15 protein-coding genes are annotated in these 18,289 nt (G+C 73.3%); 4 read left to right on the top strand and 11 right to left on the bottom strand.

The annotated features are described in order from the left end of the window. Positions 1-18: 18 nt before the first annotated feature. Together C593_RS0112620 and argS are read right to left on the bottom strand one after the other, a co-directional pair. On the bottom strand, positions 19-1,224 hold the full coding sequence (locus tag C593_RS0112620; protein WP_018847649.1) for an FAD-dependent oxidoreductase: 1,206 nt from the start codon (positions 1,222-1,224) through the stop codon (positions 19-21). 788 nt (positions 1,225-2,012) lie between these two features. Beyond that, positions 2,013-3,791, bottom strand: coding sequence for an arginine--tRNA ligase (gene argS / locus C593_RS0112615; RefSeq protein WP_018847648.1), 1,779 nt, complete (start codon positions 3,789-3,791; stop codon positions 2,013-2,015). Between the two features lie 267 nt (positions 3,792-4,058). Here argS and lysS point away from each other — a divergent pair, with 267 nt between their 5' ends. Next, positions 4,059-5,786: a lysine--tRNA ligase gene (gene lysS / locus C593_RS0112610; RefSeq protein WP_026277624.1), complete on the top strand. Its 1,728-nt coding sequence runs from the start codon at positions 4,059-4,061 to the stop codon at positions 5,784-5,786. Positions 5,787-5,993: 207 nt separating this feature from the next. Here the strand turns inward: lysS and C593_RS0112605 are convergent, their stop codons facing one another. From C593_RS0112605 to C593_RS0112590, 4 genes are all read right to left on the bottom strand, one after another. After that, positions 5,994-7,538 (bottom strand): DUF2637 domain-containing protein, encoded by a 1,545-nt coding sequence (locus tag C593_RS0112605; RefSeq protein WP_037745645.1) that lies wholly within the window; start codon positions 7,536-7,538, stop codon positions 5,994-5,996. Between the two features lie 189 nt (positions 7,539-7,727). Then, positions 7,728-8,537: an NshR/TsnR family 23S rRNA methyltransferase gene (nshR, locus tag C593_RS0112600; RefSeq protein WP_018847645.1), complete on the bottom strand. Its 810-nt coding sequence runs from the start codon at positions 8,535-8,537 to the stop codon at positions 7,728-7,730. A gap of 160 nt (positions 8,538-8,697) precedes the next feature. After that, positions 8,698-9,414 carry a DUF3558 family protein gene (locus C593_RS0112595; protein WP_026277623.1) on the bottom strand — a complete coding sequence of 239 codons (717 nt, stop codon included), beginning with the start codon at positions 9,412-9,414 and terminating at the stop codon, positions 8,698-8,700. 100 nt (positions 9,415-9,514) lie between these two features. Then, positions 9,515-10,486, bottom strand: a complete 972-nt coding sequence (locus C593_RS0112590; protein WP_018847643.1) for a hypothetical protein — start codon at positions 10,484-10,486, stop codon at positions 9,515-9,517. A 203-nt stretch (positions 10,487-10,689) separates the two neighbouring features. Between C593_RS0112590 and C593_RS0112585 the strand changes: the two genes are divergently transcribed. After that, positions 10,690-11,883: an RtcB family protein gene (locus C593_RS0112585; RefSeq protein ID WP_018847642.1), complete on the top strand. Its 1,194-nt coding sequence runs from the start codon at positions 10,690-10,692 to the stop codon at positions 11,881-11,883. A gap of 30 nt (positions 11,884-11,913) precedes the next feature. On the opposite strand, the gene C593_RS0112580 is transcribed toward C593_RS0112585, so the two are convergent. Then, the gene (locus tag C593_RS0112580) at positions 11,914-12,678 is read right to left on the bottom strand and encodes an SDR family oxidoreductase (protein WP_018847641.1); all 765 of its coding nucleotides are present in this window, start codon (positions 12,676-12,678) and stop codon (positions 11,914-11,916) included. A 99-nt stretch (positions 12,679-12,777) separates the two neighbouring features. On the opposite strand from C593_RS0112580, the gene C593_RS0112575 reads away from it, so the two are divergent. After that, positions 12,778-13,401: a hypothetical protein gene (locus tag C593_RS0112575; RefSeq protein WP_486591117.1), complete on the top strand. Its 624-nt coding sequence runs from the start codon at positions 12,778-12,780 to the stop codon at positions 13,399-13,401. On the opposite strand, the gene C593_RS0112570 is transcribed toward C593_RS0112575, so the two are convergent. Continuing rightward, positions 13,389-14,921 (bottom strand): FAD-dependent monooxygenase, encoded by a 1,533-nt coding sequence (locus tag C593_RS0112570; protein ID WP_018847639.1) that lies wholly within the window; start codon positions 14,919-14,921, stop codon positions 13,389-13,391. The genes C593_RS0112575 and C593_RS0112570 overlap by 13 nt on opposite strands. Before the next feature lie 221 nt (positions 14,922-15,142). Between C593_RS0112570 and C593_RS0112565 the strand changes: the two genes are divergently transcribed. Next, entirely contained in the window at positions 15,143-15,718 is a 576-nt protein-coding gene (locus tag C593_RS0112565; protein WP_018847638.1) for a TetR/AcrR family transcriptional regulator, read from the top strand. Here the strand turns inward: C593_RS0112565 and C593_RS0112560 are convergent. The 3 genes from C593_RS0112560 to C593_RS0112550 form a co-directional block, all read right to left on the bottom strand. Then, complete coding sequence (locus C593_RS0112560) at positions 15,694-16,464, bottom strand: Mut7-C RNAse domain-containing protein (protein WP_018847637.1); 771 nt, start codon at positions 16,462-16,464, stop codon at positions 15,694-15,696. The genes C593_RS0112565 and C593_RS0112560 overlap by 25 nt on opposite strands. Before the next feature lie 182 nt (positions 16,465-16,646). Further along, positions 16,647-17,204, bottom strand: coding sequence for a GNAT family N-acetyltransferase (locus C593_RS0112555; protein ID WP_018847636.1), 558 nt, complete (start codon positions 17,202-17,204; stop codon positions 16,647-16,649). A gap of 51 nt (positions 17,205-17,255) precedes the next feature. Beyond that, entirely contained in the window at positions 17,256-18,173 is a 918-nt protein-coding gene (locus tag C593_RS0112550) for a helix-turn-helix domain-containing protein (RefSeq protein WP_018847635.1), read from the bottom strand. Positions 18,174-18,289 lie beyond the last annotated feature (116 nt).

The raw sequence follows: 18,289 nt of genomic DNA, 5'->3' as shown, positions 1-18,289 counted from the left end.
GGGATCCCCGTGCGCCGGTCAGGCGGTCCGGCCGGCAGGGGGACGTGTCCCGGCACGGTCGGCCCGCAGCAGTTCCCGGCGCTTGGCGACGCCCCCCGGCACGCGATGCAGGCGGAAGGAGCCGGGCTTGCGCGCCTCGTCGCTCAGATGCCCGGGGATGGCCCTGCACACCAGCTCCTTGAGCCGCGCGCCCGGCCCGCCGGCGATGTGCAGTCGCACCGCGGCGTCGGAACGGTTGGCGAACTGGTAGATGCCCGCGGTCCGGCCGAGGCTCACGCACTGGGCCTGCAGGCCTTGGTGGAGGGGGTCGGGCCGTTCACCCGCGAGCCGGCTGAGCACCGTGTCCGCTGCCCGTGCGCCCAGCGGTGTCGCGTTGAGGCAGCTCATCCGCAGAGGGAGGCCCGACGGCGCCGCCGCGTCCCCGGCCGCGAGAATGCGCTCGTCGTCGACGCTGGTCAGCGTCTCGTCCGTCAGCAGGCGTCCCACGGGGTCGGTGCTCAGGCCGCTGCGCACCGCCAGGTCGGGAACGCCGAACCCCGCCGTCCAGACGGTGATCTCGCTCGGCAGCGTCCGGCCGTCGGCGAGCCGTACGGTGCTTCCGGTCACCGCCGTCACCTTCGAGTCCGGGCCGTCGAGGACGGTCGCACCGAGTCGCGCCAGCCGCCCGGCGACCGAGCGGCGGCCCCGGGCGTGCAGGTACGGGCCGAGGACACCGCCGCAGACCAGGGTCACCGGACGGCCCTGCTCGGCCAGCTCGGCGGCGGTCTCGATGCCGGTGGGGCCGGCGCCGACCACGGTCACCGGCGCGCTCACGTTCGCCGCGTCGAGCACGGCCCGCAGTCGCCGCGCCTCCTCCAGGGTGGCGAGCGGGTGGGCGAACCGAGCCCCCGGCAGTCCGGGTGCGGCGCTGCCGCTGCCCACGGCGTAGATGAGGTAGTCGTAGTCGAGCCGGCCACCGGCCGCTGATGCCAGAGTGCGCCCGCCCGCGTCGATCATGGTCACGGTGTCGAGCACCAGCCGTACCCGCTCGCTCAGGACATCCCGGTAGGCGATCACGGCGTCGTCGGACCCGCCCACCAGCTGATGCAGGCGGACCCGGTGGACGAAGTCCGGCCGGGGGTTGATCAGCGTCACGGTCACATCGTCCCGCTGGGTCAGCCGGTTCGCGGCCATCACGCCCGCGTAACCGCCACCGATCACGATCACATGCGTCTGCCCGGTCATGGTGTCTCCTCCGCGTCGGGTGTCTGCCCATGAGTCACCGCGCGACCGACGGCTGTGACACGTTCGGCGGATGAATTGTGTGACGACGCCCCGCAGCCCCACCCGTGAGGCCGGCGCTGCGGGGCGGGTCGCGGGAGAACCCGCGCTCGGCCGGTCCGGCCCCGCCGGAGGCCCCGGCCGCGGTGACGGGCGCGCCGGGCGCGCCGTGACCGGCTCCGCCGACGGCGCACCGGCGGCGGTCGGTGAGGACGTTCGGCGCTCCGAAGGGGCCACGTCGGGCTCGTCCGAGCCCGCCCTGTCCGGCCCCGCCGGAGGACCCGGTTCCGGCGACCAGGAACGTCCTGAGGGCGGCCCCGGCCGACGCGGCGGCGACCCGGGGCGGGTGCCGTCGCCGCCCGCCCCGCAGGACCACCGCGGCTGGGCGCGGGCGCTCGGCGGAGTGGACGGTTGCGGAATGCTGCTGGAGCTGACGGCCACGGGGAAGTCGGCCGACTCCGTGGTGATCAGCGACGTGCACGTCCGGGTGGTGCGGCGGGCCGGGGCGCTGCCCTGGCCCGCGTACTCGATGGGCGAGGGCTGCGGCAGCGGTGTGACGCCGCAGACCTTCGCCGTCGACCTGGACCGGGCGCAGCCCGCGGTCGTTCCCGTGGCCCGGCAGAGCGGCGACGCGGTCGTGCCCGCCAGGGACTTCCCGTACAAGGTCGCCTCGGACGACCCCCGGCAAGGGCCGCGGGCCCGGCTCCTCGGTGGAGGGAGCCGGACCCGCGGCCGTGGTGGTGCGGCTGGGTTCAGAGGCGCTCGGGGGTCCGGATGCCCAGCAGCTCCATGCCCTTGCGCAGGGTCCGGCCGGTGAGGTCCACCAGGAAGAGCCGGTTCTCCACCACCTCGGGCGCGTTGTCCGCGCTGAGGACGTGGCACTGGTCGTAGAACGTGGTCAGGTGCGAGGCGAGCTGGTACAGGTACGCGGCCAGCTTGTGCGGCTCGTACCCGGACGCGACCTCCGCCAGCACCTCGCCGAACTGGTCCAGGTGCAGGCCCAGCGCCCGCTCGGCCGGGGCCAGTTCGAGCTCGGGGTGGGCCAGGGGCGTCCGGTCGCCCGCCTTCCGCTTGATCGACTGGATCCGGGCGTACGCGTACTGGAGGTAGACCGAGGTGTCTCCGTTGAGCGAGACCATCTGGTCCAGGTCGAACTTGTAGTCGCGCACCGCGGACGTGGACAGGTCGGCGTACTTGACCGCGCCGATGCCCACGTACCGGCCGTTCTCCACGATCTCCTGCTCGCTCAGGCCCACCTTCCCGGCCTTCTCCCGCACCACGGCCGTGGCCCGGTCGATCGCCTCGTCGAGGAGGTCGACCAGCCGGACGGTCTCGCCCTCACGGGTCTTGAACGGCTTGCCGTCCTTGCCGAGGACCGTGCCGAAGGCGAGCTGGTGGGCGCGCACCTTGTCGTTGAGCCAGCCGGCCCGCCGCGCGGTCTCGAAGACCATCTTGAAATGCAGGGACTGCCGGGCGTCCACCACATAGATCAGCGAGGTGGCGTCCAGGTTCTGCACCCGGTCGCGGATCGCGGACAGGTCGGTGGCCGCGTAGCCGTAGCCGCCGTTGGACTTCCTGACGATCAGCGGCACCGGCTGGCCGTCCGGGCCCTTCACATCGTCGAAGAACACGCAGAGCGCGCCCTCGGAGCGGACCGCGACGCCGGACTCCTCCAGAATGCGGCAGGTCTCGTCGAGCATGTCGTTGTACCCGGACTCGCCGACGATGTCGGGGTCCCGGATCTCCATGTCGAGCTTGTCGAAGACCGAGTAGAAGTAGATCTTCGACTCGTCCACGAACTTCTGCCAGAGGGCGATCGTGTCCGGGTCGCCGGCCTGGAGGGCCACCACCCGGTCCCGGGCGCGGGCCTTGAACTCCTCGTCGGAGTCGAAGAGGGCGCGGGACGCCTTGTAGAGCCGGTCCAGGTTGGACATGGCCTCGGCGCCGGCCGCCTCGCCCTCGGCCGCCGACTCCTTGTGGTCCAGCTCGTGCGGGTGCTCGGTCAGGTACTGGATGAGCATGCCGAACTGGGTGCCCCAGTCGCCGATGTGGTGCCGCCGTACGACCTGCTCGCCCGCGAACTCCAGGATCCGCACCATCGCGTCGCCGATCACGGCGGACCGCAGATGGCCGACGTGCATCTCCTTGGCCACGTTCGGCTGGGCGTAGTCGACCACCGTGCGGCCGGCGTCGGCCGCGAGCGGCACGCCGAGCCGGTCGTCCGCGGCCCGGGCGGCCAGGGTCTCGGTGATCGCCCGGTCGGTGAGCGTGATGTTCAGGAAGCCGGGGCCGGAGACCTCGATCTCCTTCAGGACCTCGTTCGCCGGGACGGCGGCGACGACCTGGCCGGCCAGCTCGCGCGGGTTGCCCTTGAGCTGCTTGGCGAGGGCCAGGATGCCGTTGGCCTGGAAGTCGGCCCGGTCGCTGCGTCGCAGCAGCGGGTCCGCGGAGCCGGCCTGCGGCAGGGCTGCCGCCAGGGCGTCCGCGAGGCGCTGCTGCACGGTCGAAGCGAGGGAAGGGACCGAGGCCATGAGCTTCCGTTCCTGTTCGGAGGGCGGTCTGACGGGTGTGCACGCGTGGTGTGCACGGGGGTGTTGCGGACGTCAAGTGTCCCACGGCGGGGCAACCGGATTTCGCCCCCGGGGCGGCGGCACGGACCTCGGGGAGCGGGCCCCGGGGGGCCGGCCGTGACGGCGACACGCGGCGCGCGCCCGTAACGCGGGTGCGGCGGCGTTTTCCGTTCTGGGACAATGGTGGGCGGCAGATTTCCGACCCCCTCAACCGAGCAGAGCAAGGACGTGCCGACCGTGGCTCAGAGCAGCACCGAGACCGACTGGGTCTCCCGTTTCGCGGACGAGGTCATCGCCGAGTCGGAGCGACGTGCGCCTGGCAAACCGGTCGTCGTCGCCTCCGGACTGTCCCCCTCGGGCCCCATCCACCTGGGCAACCTCCGCGAGGTCATGACCCCCCACCTGGTAGCCGACGAGGTCCGCCGCCGCGGGTACGAGGTGCGCCACCTCATCTCCTGGGACGACTACGACCGCTACCGCAAGGTGCCGAACGGTGTCGACGGCGTCGACGGCTCGTGGGCGGAGCACATCGGCAAGCCGCTGACCTCGGTGCCCGCGCCCAAGGGCTCGGAGCACCCGAACTGGGCCGAGCACTTCAAGGCCGCGATGACCGCGTCGCTGGCCGAGCTGGGCGTGGAGTTCGACCCGGTCAGCCAGACCGCGCAGTACACCTCCGGCGCGTACCGGGAGCAGATCCTGCACGCCATGCGCCACCGCGCGGACATCGACGCGATCCTCGCCCAGTACCGCACCAGGAAGGCCCCGGCGAAGAAGTCCCAGAAGCCGGTCGACGAGGCCGAGCTGGAGGCCGCCGAGGGCTCCGGCGCGGCGGGCGAGGACGACGGCGCGAGCTCGGCCGGGTACTTCCCGTACAAGCCCTACTGCGGCGGCTGCGGCAAGGACCTCACCACGGTCACCGCCTACGACGACGACACCACCGAGCTGACCTACACCTGCGCCGAGTGCGGCTTCTCGGAGACCGTCCGGCTCTCCGAGTTCAACCGGGGCAAGCTGGTGTGGAAGGTCGACTGGCCGATGCGCTGGGCGTACGAGGGCGTGATCTTCGAGCCGTCCGGCGTCGACCACTCCTCGCCCGGCTCGTCCTTCCAGGTCGGCGGCCAGATCGTGGGCATCTTCGGCGGCGAGCAGCCGATCGGCCCGATGTACGCCTTCGTCGGCATCTCCGGCATGGCGAAGATGTCCTCCTCCCGGGGCGGGGTGCCCACCCCGGCCGAGGCGCTGAAGATCATGGAACCCCAGCTCCTGCGCTGGCTGTACGCACGCCGCCGCCCGAACCAGTCGTTCAAGATCGCCTTCGACCAGGAGATCCAGCGGCTCTACGACGAGTGGGACAAGCTGGAGGCCAAGGTCGCGGACGGTTCCGTCCTCCCGGCCGACGCCGCCGCCCACGCCCGCGCCGCCCGCACGGCCGCCGGCGAACTGCCGCGCACCCCGCGTCCCCTGCCGTACCGCACGCTGGCGTCGGTCGCCGACATCACCGGCGGCAACGAGGCACAGACCCTGCGCATCCTCGGCGAACTGGACCCGGAGCGCCCGGTCACCTCGCTGGACGAGGTCCGGCCCCGGCTGGACCGCGCCGAGAACTGGATCTCCACCCAGGTCCCGGCGGACGCCCGCACCGTCGTGCGCACCGAGCCGGACACCGAGCTGCTGGCCTCGCTGGACGAGGAGGCCCGCAGGTCGCTGCGGCTGCTGCTGGACGGCCTGGACACGCACTGGTCCCTGGACGGTCTGACCACCCTGGTCTACGGCGTGCCGAAGGTGATGGCCGGCCTGGAGCCGGACGCCAAGCCGACGCCCGAGCTGAAAGTCGCCCAGCGCGCCTTCTTCGCCCTGCTCTACCGGCTGCTGGTCAGCCGCGAGACCGGCCCGCGGCTGCCGACGCTGCTCCTGGCCGTGGGCGCGGACCGGGTACGGGGGCTGCTGGCGGTCTGACGCGCGTACCGACGGCCGAAGGGCCCCCGCCTCCGGAACTCTCCGGGGCGGGGGCCCTTCGCTGTGGGGCTGCCGGGCTGCTGGGCTGCCGGGTCGCCGGGCCGCCGGATGGTATGCCCGGCCGGGCGGAATCCTCGGTCTCGGGGGGTATGCCCGATTCGGGCGGGGCCCGCCGTCGGACGAGGGCTTCGTCAGGCGAGGGCTCCGTCAGGCGATGTGCTCGGCCTCCAGCTCAGCCTGGAGCCGCTGCTGGAACTCCGGAAGGAGCTTTCGCAGCAGGGCGGTGCTGCGCGGGTGGCGCACCCCGTGGCGGTCGGCGAGCAGTATGTCGAGGTGGTCCACCTTGGGGTAGTCCCCGTGCTCCCTCAGGAACTGGACGAAGACGGGGTACGCGGCCTCGGCGAACTCCTTGTCCTCGACGGAGGAGTCCTCACCGACGGCCGGCTCCGGAGCGGGTTCGGGGGCGGCTTCGGCGGCGAGGCCGGCCGCTTCGGGCTGCCGCGGGACGGCGGCGGGGGCCGGCCCCTGGACCGGGGACGGGGCCGGGGCCGCCGCCCGGACCGGTTCGGGGGCCGGGGCCGCCGCGGCCGGGGACTGGCGGGCGTACTGCTCCTCGGGGACGTACTGCTCCTGCGCGTACTGCTGTTGGCCGTACTGGTCGTCGCGTTCCTGCGGGTCGTGCCACTCCTGGGGGCCGTTGCCGAGAGGGCGGGTGCGGCCGCCGGGGCCCGCGGGGACGGGGATCGGGGCGGGGTCCAGGCCCTCCCCGTAGGCCGGGTCGTAGCCGTTCTCGTAGGCCCGCTCGTACGCGTCCGGGGGGAGGTGCTGGGCGGCGAACCAGGGGCTCTCGTGGTTGGCGGGGGCCGGGGCGTGGCCGGTGTCCGCCGCGCGGTCGTCGTCCCGCGGGCCGTACGCCTCGTCGGGTTCCCGGGCGCCGCCCGTGCCGGACTCCTCGGCGCTCGTCAGCTCACGCCGGGCCGCCGCGTCCCGTACGGCCCGCTCGTCGGAACGGAGTTCCTGCGCGGCGGCGGCCGGGACCGCCGCCGGTTCCGGGGCGGGCGGCAGCAGCACCGGCTCGATGCCCGCCGCGGCGAGCCCGGCCGGGGCGGTCTCCGCCAGCGGCACGCCGTACTTGGCGAGCCGCAGCGGCATCAGGGCCTCCACCGGCGCCTTGCGGCGCCAGGCACGGCCGAAACGTGCCTGCAGACGGGCCTGGTAGATCAGCCGGTCCTGCTCCAGCTTGATCACCTGCTCATAGCTGCGCAGCTCCCACAGCTTCATCCGCCGCCACAGCTTGAAGGTCGGCACGGGGGAGAGCAGCCAGCGGGTGAGCCGGACGCCCTCCATGTGCTTGTCGGCCGTGATGTCCGCGATCCGGCCCACCGCGTGCCGGGCGGCCTCCACGGAGACCACGAACAGCACCGGGATCACGGCGTGCATACCGACGCCCAGCGGGTCGGGCCAGGCGGCCGCGCCGTTGAACGCGATCGTCGCCGCCGTCAGCAGCCAGGCGGTCTGGCGCAGCAGCGGGAACGGAATCCGCATCCAGGTCAGCAGCAGGTCCAGCGCGAGCAGGACGCAGATGCCCGCGTCGATGCCGATCGGGAAGACGAGGGAGAAGTCGCCGAAGCCCTTGCGCTCCGCGAGTTCGCGCACGGCGGCGTACGACCCCGCGAAACCGATCGCGGCGATGATCAGCGCTCCCGCGACGACGACGCCGATGAGTACCCGGTGCGTGCGTGTCAGCTGCATCGCGGCCACCGCGTTCCCCTCCCCTTCTTCTGGCGTGTGCGGGCACAGCCTGGCACATGTGTGCGGTTCTGCTCCCGCCGCCCTGGTGGTCGCCCCTCCTGTCCCCCTCCGACCACCCTTTGGGCCCGCCTCTTGGGCCGCCCCTCCGGCCCGGCTCAGGGCCGGCTCCGCCAGGCTCCGGGCCGGGGCTCAGCGGCCGGCGGCGAAGTTCCGGTCGATGCGCTCGTGCAGCGCGATGCCCACCGACACCGAGACGTTGAGGGACTCCGTGGAACTGATCATCGGGATGGAGACGGTGGTGGCGGACGCCTCCTTGAAGAGCTCGGACGGGCCGCCCTTCTCGCTGCCGAAGAGCAGGCCGAGGCGCTCCCGCTTCCCGCCGAGGTCCTTCACCGCCAGATCGCCGTCCGCCTCCAGCACCATCAGCGGCAGCCCGCTGTCCCGCACGTAGGCGACCGCCTCCTCGCGGCTCGCGAGGACCACGGGCAGGGAGAAGACGTATCCCCGGCTCGCCCGCAGCAGCCTGCGGTCGGCGATGCTGGTGAGGTCGCTGTCGACCAGGACGATTCCCGAGGCGCCCAGCGCGAGCGAGGTCCGCACGATCGCGCCGATGTTCCCGACGATCTTCACGCCGTCGAGAAGGACGATGTCGCCGCCGAGTCCCGCGAGGTCGCTCAGTTTCGCGGGCCGGGGAACACGCGCCAGACCGAAGGTCTTCGCCTTGCGCTCCCCCTTGAAGAGCTGGTTGACGATTCCCGCCTCGACGAGCCGCACCGGGACGTTCTTCTTCCGGCACAGATCGAGAAGTTCCCCGGAGAGCGGGCCGGCGTCGCTCGCGTACACCTCGATGAACTCCACGCCCGCCCCCAGGCACTGGACGAGGGGCTCGGTGTCCTCGATCAGCGCGGTCTTGATGTGGGTCCTGGAGGGCTTGGTGACATCGACGATCCGCCGCATCGAGGGGTCGGAGAGGGACGTGATCGTTTCCAGCTCGGTCATGCGCCGATCCTATGTCCAGCGGGGGAGCCGGGCCGGGGCGCCGGGGCCGGGGGCCGGGGGGAACCGTGGGGCGGGGCCGGGTCCGCGAGGCGCGGCCCGGGTGCCCGGCCCGTCCGGCGGCGCCCGCCTGCCCGACCGCCCGCTCGAACTGCCCGACCGCCTACTTGTTGGCCGCGCCGACCGCCGCCACGGCCTCCTTGGCCGCCTTCAGCGCGTCCTTGGTGAGGTCGTCCGTCGACGGGTTCTTCGCCCCCGCGTAACCGGTGCCGTTGTACGTCAGCGTGACCACGCCGTTCTCCGTACGCGCCACGACCGTCGCGTACACGAACTCCTCGCCGGTCTTCTTCAGCTTGTAGGTGACCGCGGTCGCCTCGTCGCCGATCCCCGGCGCGGGCGCGGTCTTCACGTCCTTCGCGCCCTCGGTCGCCTTCGCCTTGGCGACCTCCTTGCCGAAGCTGTCGACCGCGCGCTGCTCGCCGCTGACCGACAGCGTCGCGTCCGAGTCGTAGCGCAGCAGGGAGACGTCGAGCCAGCGGTACTGCGAGCCCTTCACGCCCTTGTCGTCGAGACCGTTCCAGGAGCAGGTGCCCCGGCTGGCCGTGTCCGTCGACTTGCCGGCCGTGCCGCTCTTCGACTTCGCCCCGGGGACCAGGTCCTCGATCGTCTTCTTCGACATCGTGGCGCACGGGTCCGGGAGCTTGCTGAAGACGGCGGGCGCCACCGAGGGCGTCTTCTTCGCCTCGGGCGACGGCGCCGCACTCGACGAGGGCTTCGCCGCGTCCCCGGAGTCGTCCGACGAGCAACCGGCGACGACGAACATCACCGGGACGGCGGCGCAGGCGATTATGCGGGTGAGTCGCGATGCTGAACGGTGCATGGTTCCTTCACTCGGTCGTACGGCAGGCCAGGCCACGGTACGCGCTCGGGCCCGGCCCGTGGGCGGGTCCGTGACGGCGGCCACGCGGCCGGCGCGCGTCCTATCGGTCGAACATCTCCACCAGGCGCCGGGCCAGACTCTCCGTCTTTTCCTGCAGTTCCTTGCTGTCCGGGACCACGGCCGGGGTCGCCGGCTCCTGGGTGTAGACGATGCTCACGATGACGTTGGATGTGCGGAACACCACGCTCACGGTGCGCCGCTGGACCGCCGAGGCGGCACCGCCGAGCACGTCGTCCAGGAAAGCCGCGTCCCCCAGCCCGCCCAGCATCCGGGGCTCCAGGCCCTGCGCTTCCGGGTCCGGGGAGGGGTCCGAGGAGGTGCCGCTGCCCGGGCCGCCGGGCTGTCCCGGGGCGTCCGGGTCCGCTCCCGGTTTCCGCGGCGGACCGGAGGAGCCGGACGCCCCCGTCTCCGGGGCGGCGTCCGTTCCTCCCGGCTGCGTCCCCACGACCGGGGTTGCCCCGGGCTCCGTCGCACCCGACGGAGAACCGGACGGCTCCGGCTCCCCCTCGCCGTCCTCGCCGCCGTCTCCGCCGTCCTCGCCCTTCTCGTCCGGGGGCGTGATCGGGACGGAGGCCGAGGACTGCTTGCGGAGGTAGACCTCCTGCGCCCGGGCGTCGTCGCTGACCGCCGGGTCGTACGAGACCACCCGTTCGAAGTCGACCCGCAACTGGTGCGCGGCGCCCGGGGACGAGCCCTTCCAACTGCACGCCGCACGCCGGTCGGTGTCGTACGTGGCCGCTGCGACCCCCTGGAGCACTTGGCGCCGCTGTTCCTCCGAGAGCGTGGCGACGCCCGGCAGCATGTCCCGCAGCACGGACCGGTCCACGGCGCCGCAGGGTTCCAGCAGGGTGCGGTACCGGCCGGGCTGCGCCGCGGGGGCCGCGCCGTCCGCCGCCTTGGAGTCGGTCGTGGAACCGGCGTCCCCGCTGCTCCCGGTGCAGCCGGCCGCGCCGGCCGTCACCACGGCCGCGAGGAGTGCCGCCGTGCCCTGGACGTACGCCTTCCGAAGCACTGTGCCGAGCTCCCTTCCTCGTGTCCGCGGTCCCGGTCCCGGGGGCGAAAACCTGTGTCGCCCGGGGCGGGGCGCCCGACACAATGTCTATCGCACGCGCTGCCCCGGATGCCGGTCCGCCAGGTCTTTCGCGGTCATTGGCCGGGTATTTGCGCTTTGTGTCTTGTTCAGGGGAATCATCCTCTCGGGGGAATCGAGGAACTGTGTCGTACGTGGAGATGCCGGGCGCCAAGGTCCCGATCCGCATGTGGACCGACCCCGCGTCGGTCGAGGACGTCGCGCTCCAGCAGCTGCGCAACGTCGCGACCCTGCCGTGGATCAAGGGTCTGGCCGTGATGCCGGACGTGCACTACGGCAAGGGGGCGACGGTCGGCTCCGTGATCGCGATGCGTGGCGCGGTGTGCCCGGCGGCGGTCGGGGTGGACATCGGCTGCGGGATGTCGGCGGTGAAGACCTCGCTCACCGCCTCCGACCTGCCGGGGGACCTGTCCCGGCTGCGGTCGCGGATCGAGCAGGCCATCCCGGTCGGGCGTGGCATGCACGACGAGATGGTCGACCCGAGCCGCGTCCACGGCCTGGCGGCCGACGGCTGGGACGACCTCTGGGACCGCTTCGACGGGGTCGCGGACGCGGTGAAGTTCCGCCGCGAGCGGGCCACCAGGCAGATGGGGTCCCTCGGGTCCGGCAACCACTTCGTGGAGTTCTGCCTGGACGAGACGGGCACGGTGTGGCTGATGCTCCACTCCGGTTCGCGGAACATCGGCAAGGAACTGGCCGAGCACCACATCGGCGAGGCGCGGAAGCTGCCGCACAACCAGGACCTGGTCGACCGCGACCTGGCGGTGTTCGTCGCTGACACCCCGCAGATGGCGGCCTACCGCAACGACCTCTTCTGGGCGCAGGCGTACGCGAAGTACAACCGTGCCGTGATGATGGGCCTGTTCAAGGAAGTCGTCCGCAAGGAGTTCCGGAAGGCGAAGGTCTCCTTCGGTCAGGAGATCTCCTGCCACCACAACTACGTGGCGGAGGAGCGGTACGACGGCATGGACCTGCTGGTGACGCGCAAGGGCGCGATCCGTGCGGGCTCCGGCGACTACGGCATCATCCCGGGCTCGATGGGCACCGGCTCGTACATCGTGAAGGGGCTCGGCAACGAGGCGTCCTTCAACTCCGCCTCGCACGGCGCCGGCCGCCGGATGAGCCGGAACGCGGCGAAGCGGCGTTTCACCACCCGGGACCTGGAGGAGCAGACCCGGGGCGTGGAGTGCCGCAAGGACTCCGGTGTCGTGGACGAGATCCCTGGCGCGTACAAGCCGATCGAGCAGGTCATCGACCAGCAGCGCGACCTGGTGGAGGTCGTCGCCAGGCTGAAGCAGGTCATCTGTGTGAAGGGCTGACCCCTGGGCCCGGGCGCTGCCCGGATTCCGTCACGGCTCGCGGTGCACCTTGGAGTTGGACGCCTGGGCGCGGGGGCGGACCACCAGCAGGTCGATGTTGACGTGGGAGGGGCGGGTGACGGCCCAGGTGATGGTGTCGGCGACGTCGTCTGCGGTCAGGGGCTCGGCCACGCCCGCGTAGACCTTGGCGGCCTTCTCGGTGTCGCCGCGGAAGCGGGTGGTGGCGAACTCCTCGGTGCGGACCATGCCGGGGGCGATCTCGATGACCCGGACCGGGGTGCCGACGATCTCCAGGCGCAGGGTCTCGGCGAGGACGTGTTCGCCGTGCTTGGCGGCCACGTAGCCACCGCCGCCCTCGTAGGTGGAGAGGCCGGCGGTGGAGGACAGCACCACGATCGTGCCGTCCCCGCTCGCGGTGAGCGCCGGGAGCAGGGCCTGGGTGAGGTTGAGCGTGCCGATGACGTTGACCTCGAACATCCGGCGCCAGTCGGCGGGGTCGCCGGTGGCCACGGGGTCCGCGCCGAGCGCGCCGCCCGCGTTGTTCACGAGGACGTCGCAGCGGTCCAGCGACTCGGCGAACGCGTCCACCGCGGCCCGGTCGGTGACGTCCAGCGGGTGGGCGGTGGCCCGGTGGCCCGCGGAGGTGAGCTCGGCCGCCAGCGCCTCGATGCGGTCCTTGCGGCGCGCGGTCAGGACGACGTGGTGCCCGGCTGCGGCGAGCTGCCGGGCGGTGGCGGCCCCGATGCCGCTGCTCGCTCCGGTGACGACGGCGACGGGGGTTCCGGCGGTGGTCATGTGGCTCCTCGCGCGAGTGATCGACGTGTGGTCAGGATAGGACGCGCCGTGGTCTGATGATCGGTCAGGATGATTCGGGTCAATCGGTATCTTCTGCCCATGTCTGCAATGTGTGCGAAGAACAAGGGGCGCGGTCGCGCTGTGCTCGCGGCCGTGGTGGCGGTGGGTGCGGCGGTGCTGCTGCTGACCGGCTCGGGCGCGGTCGCGAGCACGGACCGCGGCGCGGGCGCCCGCACCCCGGACCCGGCGGCGGTCCCGGCGGCGACGGTGGCCATGGCGGCTCGGGCGGCGACTGACCCGGCGGCCGCGGTGGCCACCACCGCTCCAGGGATCGCCCCCGAGGCGGATCTCTCCCACCACGGCTACGCCTCCCTCGACGCGGGCAGCCTCGAACTCGTCCTGGCCAGCCGCAACCACGGCCCCGCCCCGCTGGCCGAGGCGACTCTCCGGCTGGAGCTGTCGGCGCGCCCGGTCGGTGATCTCCGGCTGCCCGGCCGGTGCCTGAGGGCCGGGGAGCGGGTGGTCCTCTGCGGGACCGGGCCGCTGCGGGCGGACGGCGTCGGCCGGAAGCTGGCGTTCGGGCTGACCGTCGAGGGCGGTCCGGAGGACGAGGTCGTGGTCTCGGTGTCCACGCAGTGGAACGGCGGTGCGACCGACCGGAACCCGGCCAACGACGAGCACCGGATCCTGGTCCCCGCCACAGGCGACGCCTACGCCTTCTGACGCTGCCCCCGGGCGTCTCGCCGGCCACCCGCCCAGGCTATGTAGCCGTCGGGGCGCACCAGGAGATCGGTGCCGTGCTGCGTCGTCCGGTGGGCGAGGACGACGCGCCCCGGCGCGGCGGGTGCGCCGCTCGCCCCTGCCGTCCCGCCCGGCCCGGTGACGAGGACGAACTCGCCCTCGCGGAGCAGTTCGTGGAGGCGGCCCTCGGCCAGCGGGAGGTCGGGGGCGCGCCGGCCGGTGAGCGGGTGGGCGCCGCGGGGCGCCCCGTACGCGATGCCGATGCCCGAGACGGTGCCCATAGCCTTGGCCGACAGGAACGGGAGACGGCTGACGGCGGTGGCGCCCAGCGCGCGGGCGGCGCGCCGGACCGGTCCGTGTGCCATGGCGAGCCGCACGATCGCCCCGCTGCTGCGGAGGACGGTCCGGCCCACCGGGTGGCGCTCGGCCTGGTAGGAGTCGAGCAGGGCCTCCGGGGCGGGGGCGGTGCCCCGGATGACGGCCGCGAGCTTCCAGGAGAGGTTGGCCGCGTCCTGGAGGCCGGTGTTCATGCCCTGGCCGCCCGCGGGGGAGTGGACGTGCGCCGCGTCCCCGGCGAGGAAGACGTTGCCGACGCGGTAGGAGGGGACCTGCCGTTCGTCGCTGTGGAAGCGGGACATCCAGCGGGGCGAGTGCATCCCGAAATCGCCGCCGAGGGCCCGGCGGGCGATGCCGCGCACCTCGTCCAGCGTGACCGGGGCGTCGTCGGCGGTCGGCCGGGCGCGGTCCCAGCCCATGACCCGGTACCAGCCGTCCCCGAACGGGGCGATGAAGGCGAAGGCGTCACCGGTGCCGTTGACGGACAGCAGATGGTCGGGCGGGTCGGCGAGCCGGACGTCCGCGAGAACGATCGAGCGGATCACGGAGGCTCCGGGAAAGGGCAGACCCAGCAGCTCGCGCACGGTGCTGCGCACCCCGTCGGCGCCGACGAGGAAGCGGGCCCTCAGCGTGGTGGACACGCCGTCCGGGCCGCGGAGCCGTGTCGTGACCGGGGCGGCGGTGCCCCGGCTCCCGCCGGCGCCCGGTGAGATCTGCTCGCAGCCGACGAGGGCGGTGTCGTGGCGGAAGCGGACCCCGGCGGCCCGCGCCCGGCGCTCCAGTAGTCGTTCCACCTCGTACTGGGGCGTGATGAGCAGGAAGGGGAAGCGGCTGGGCAGCTTTCCCAGGTCGAGCGAGAGCCGGCGGAAGAGCCGCAGTTCCCTCACCGTCGTGCCCGTCGCCACCAGTTCGTCGGCGAGGCCGCGGGCGTCCAGCGCTTCGAGGGTGCGGGCGTGGACACCGAAGGCCCGGGTGAGGTTGCCGGTGCTTCGCGGGCGGCGCTCGACGAGCGTGACCGAGACGCCGGCTTCGGCGAGGTCGCCCGCGAGCAGCAGCCCGGTCGGACCCGCACCCGCGACGATCACGTCCGTGTCGATGCCGCCCGCGCCCGCGTAGACGTCGCCGCTGGTGCTGGTGCTGGTGCTGGTGGTGCCGGTGTCGCGCATGACTGCCTCCCCGTGGGCGGTCCGTGGCCGCGGACCATCCACGGCACTCGAAGGTCAACACATGTTGGCCAACGCTCGTTGACAACGGTAGAGCCACTTTCGCGGAGAAGTCAACACTTGTAGGCCAACACATGTTGGCCTACAGTTGTGGGCGTGCCTGCCGGGTGTGCGGGCGGACCGGTTCGAGAGCGGCTGGGGCCGGTGACGAGGACGGGAGCAGCATGACGACACGCACGGACGGCGCGCCCCGCCGTTCCGACGCCACGAGGGCCGCGATCCTCGAAGCCGCCCGCGAGCGCTTTGCCGCCGACGGGTACGAGAAGGCGACGATCCGGGCCATAGCGCGGGACGCGGGCATCGACCCCTCGATGGTCATGCGCTATTACGGCAACAAGGAGGGTCTCTTCGCCGCGGCCTCCGAGTTCGACCTCCGGTTGCCCGCGCTGGGTGCGCTGCCCGGCCGGCACGCCGGGCCCGTCCTCGTCACCCACTTCCTCGACCGGTGGGAGCAGGACGATGTCCTCACGGCACTGCTCAAGGCCGCGGTCACCAACCCCGCCGCCGCGGAACGGGCCCGGGCGATCTTCAAGGAGCAGCTCGGGTCGGTCGCGGCCGGCCTGTCACCGGACCCGGCGGACGCGCCGCGCCGCGCGGCCCTCGTCGCCTCCCAGATCCTCGGCATGGCGCTGGCCCGCTATGTGCTGCGTCTCCCGCCCGCCGTCGACATGACGCGGGAGGAGGTGATCGCCTGGCTGGGACCGACCGTGCAGCGCTACTTGACGGAAGAGGCCCCGTGAGACCGGTCCCGGGACCCGCCCTGCGCACGGGCCGTGTTCAGCGCCGACTCCACGATCGCCTCCAGCCGGGCGTGGTGGGCGCCGCGCCAGTAGACCCGTGAGCACGAGGTGCAGCTCGCGAACACGTCGTACGAGCGCTCCGTCCCCTGCTCCAGACGGTCGCGGACGGAGTTCTTGTCCGCGCTCTCCAGTGGTCCGTTGCAGGCCGTGCACCGGGTCCACGGGGCGAGGGCGGGAGCGAAGCGCTCCAGTACGTCGGTGAGTTGCTCGTCCGGCCGGTCGCTGTAGACGTACGCGCCGGCCCAGATCTCGCGGCGGCGGAGCAGGCCCCGGTCGCGTGAGAGCAGTACGCGGCGCTCGGCGGCCGACAGCGTGGCGAGCGCCGGGTCGCCGATGTCCTCGCTCTCGTAGGCGGCGTCCACGCCGAGCAGCCGCAGCCGGCGGGCGAGGGTGCCGAGGTGGACGTCGAGCAGGAAGCGCAGGGGTGCGCCCGGGACTTCCTGCGGGCGGGTGAAGGCGCGCACCTCCACGTGCTCTCCCGCGCCCGGGACGTGGGAGGCGGGCACGGCCCGCCCGTCGACCAGGAGGACACCGGCCTCGGTCAGCGGCACACCGAGCGACTCGACGACATGGCCGAGGGTGGACACGCCGTCCGTGACGACGGCCGTGCGGCCCGCACGCCGGTCGGCGGGTACGAAGAGGCGCAGTTCGGGGGCGACGCTGAAGGTGATCTCCGGTCCGTTCACGCCGCCAGCATGGCACCGGGCGGCGGGCGGTCGCCAACGCTTTGCCGGGCGGCACCGCGAGGGGGCCGGGCGGCGGCGGGGGCGGGCGCTGTGGGCCCCGGGTCCGGGCGCGTCCGGCCTTGGCGGGCGTGGCTCGTGGCCATAGGCCGCACCTGGTCGTGGCCCAGCGTGCGCGGGCGCCGTCAGCTGCCCGACGGACCGTCGGCCGGGGTCAGATCGAGACGCCAGTCGTTCGAGCGGATCGGGTTCCCCGGCGGGTACTCGAAGTCGCGCTCACCGAGCAGGGTGAACCCCGCCTTGCGGCACACCCCGTTGGACGGACCGTTGTCGACGGAGGGGAACGCGTGCAGAGACCGGTGGCGTCGCTCGGCCCGGGCGGCCTCGACCACGGCGAGCGTCGCTGCGGTGGCGTAGCCGTGGCCCTGGAACGCGGGGAGCACGCTCCAGCCCGTCTCGTAGACCGGCTCGCCGTCCCAGAGCTGCTCCCAGAAGCCGACCGTGCCCACGGCCCGGCCGGCGTGGGCGCCGGTGCCGGCGGTGGCGACGACGCGGTACATCCGGCCGCGCCCGGTGCGGTCCGCGCTCAGCTCCACATAGCGCCGGTGCCGCTTGACCAGCTCCTCCTCGGTCTCGGGGCCGCCGAGGTGGTCCATCAGCTCCGGCGCGTTGGCGGCGCGGAGCAGTGCGAAGTCGTCCTCGGACCAAGGGGTGAGCCGTACCGTCGCGGGGCGTGTGTCCATGTCCGGCACTGTAGGGGCGGCGTCCGACAGCCCGTGGCCGCGAGGGCGCCCTCAGCCGGGCCCGGCGGGGCGGGCGTACGCCGTCGGCGGCACGCCCACCGTCGCGGTGAAGTCCCGCACCAGGTGCGCCTGGTCGCTGTAGCCCAGCTCGGCCGCGAGCCCGGCCCAGTCGAGGTCCCGCCCCTCCTCGGCGCGCTCCAGGGCCTCGTGGATCCGGTACCGCAGGACCACCCACTTGGGCCCGACGCCGACGTACCCGGCGAAGAGCCGCTGGAGGGCACGGGCCGACAGGCCTGCGGAGGCGGCGAGTTCGGCGGTGCGCCGGACGGTGCGGTCGGTCCGCACGCGTTCGACGAGAGCCAGCGCGGTGAACACCGCGTCGGGGGCTGCCGGGGCTTCGGGGGCGAGGCCGAGGAGGAACGTGTCGAGGGCCGCGACGCGTTCGTCCTCCGCGTCCGGACCGGTCACGGACCGGGCCGCGGCGGCGGCCCGGGTGTCGTCGGCCGGGGCGCCGTCCGCCCCGGGATAGCCGCTGCCGTCGCCGGAGCGGCTGCCCCCGGAGCCGCCGCGCGCCCGGCCCAGGTCGGCGAATGCCTCGCCGAGGAGCACCCGGCGGCCGGTCCAGATGGACACCGGCCGGTCCGGCGCGAACGGACGGAAGCCGCCCGGCCGGAACTGCACCCCGCACACCCGGCCCCGGCCGGTCAGTTTCTGGGTGAACAGCTCCAGCCCGACGCCCGCGACCTCCGCCCACGGCTCCGCGTCCCCGTACCGCTGGAAGACCAGGTTCACCGAGGGGTGAGGGACGACGTGGGTGGCGTACGGCTCGGTGAGGTCCCAGTCGATCAGCCAGTAGTGCTCGACGAAGGGGCGCAGCTCCGGGGCGGGTTCGCGGCGGCGGAAGTCCACCCGGGCGAACAGCTCCCGGGCCTCGACGATGCCCCGGGTGTCGCGTCGCGGACCGGCCATGCATCGATGCTATGCGGGCCCGCCGCGCGCCGCCCCCGGCTTACGGTCCCGCCCCCCGGCTCGCGGTCCCGCGCCCTGCCCGCAGCCCGGCCCCGCGTCCCGCTGTCGCGTTTCTT

The sequence above is a fragment of the Streptomyces sp. CNT372 genome, from assembly GCF_000377145.1.
Note: the sequence above shows the minus strand (reverse complement) of the source record. Positions and strands in the feature narration are given on the sequence as shown.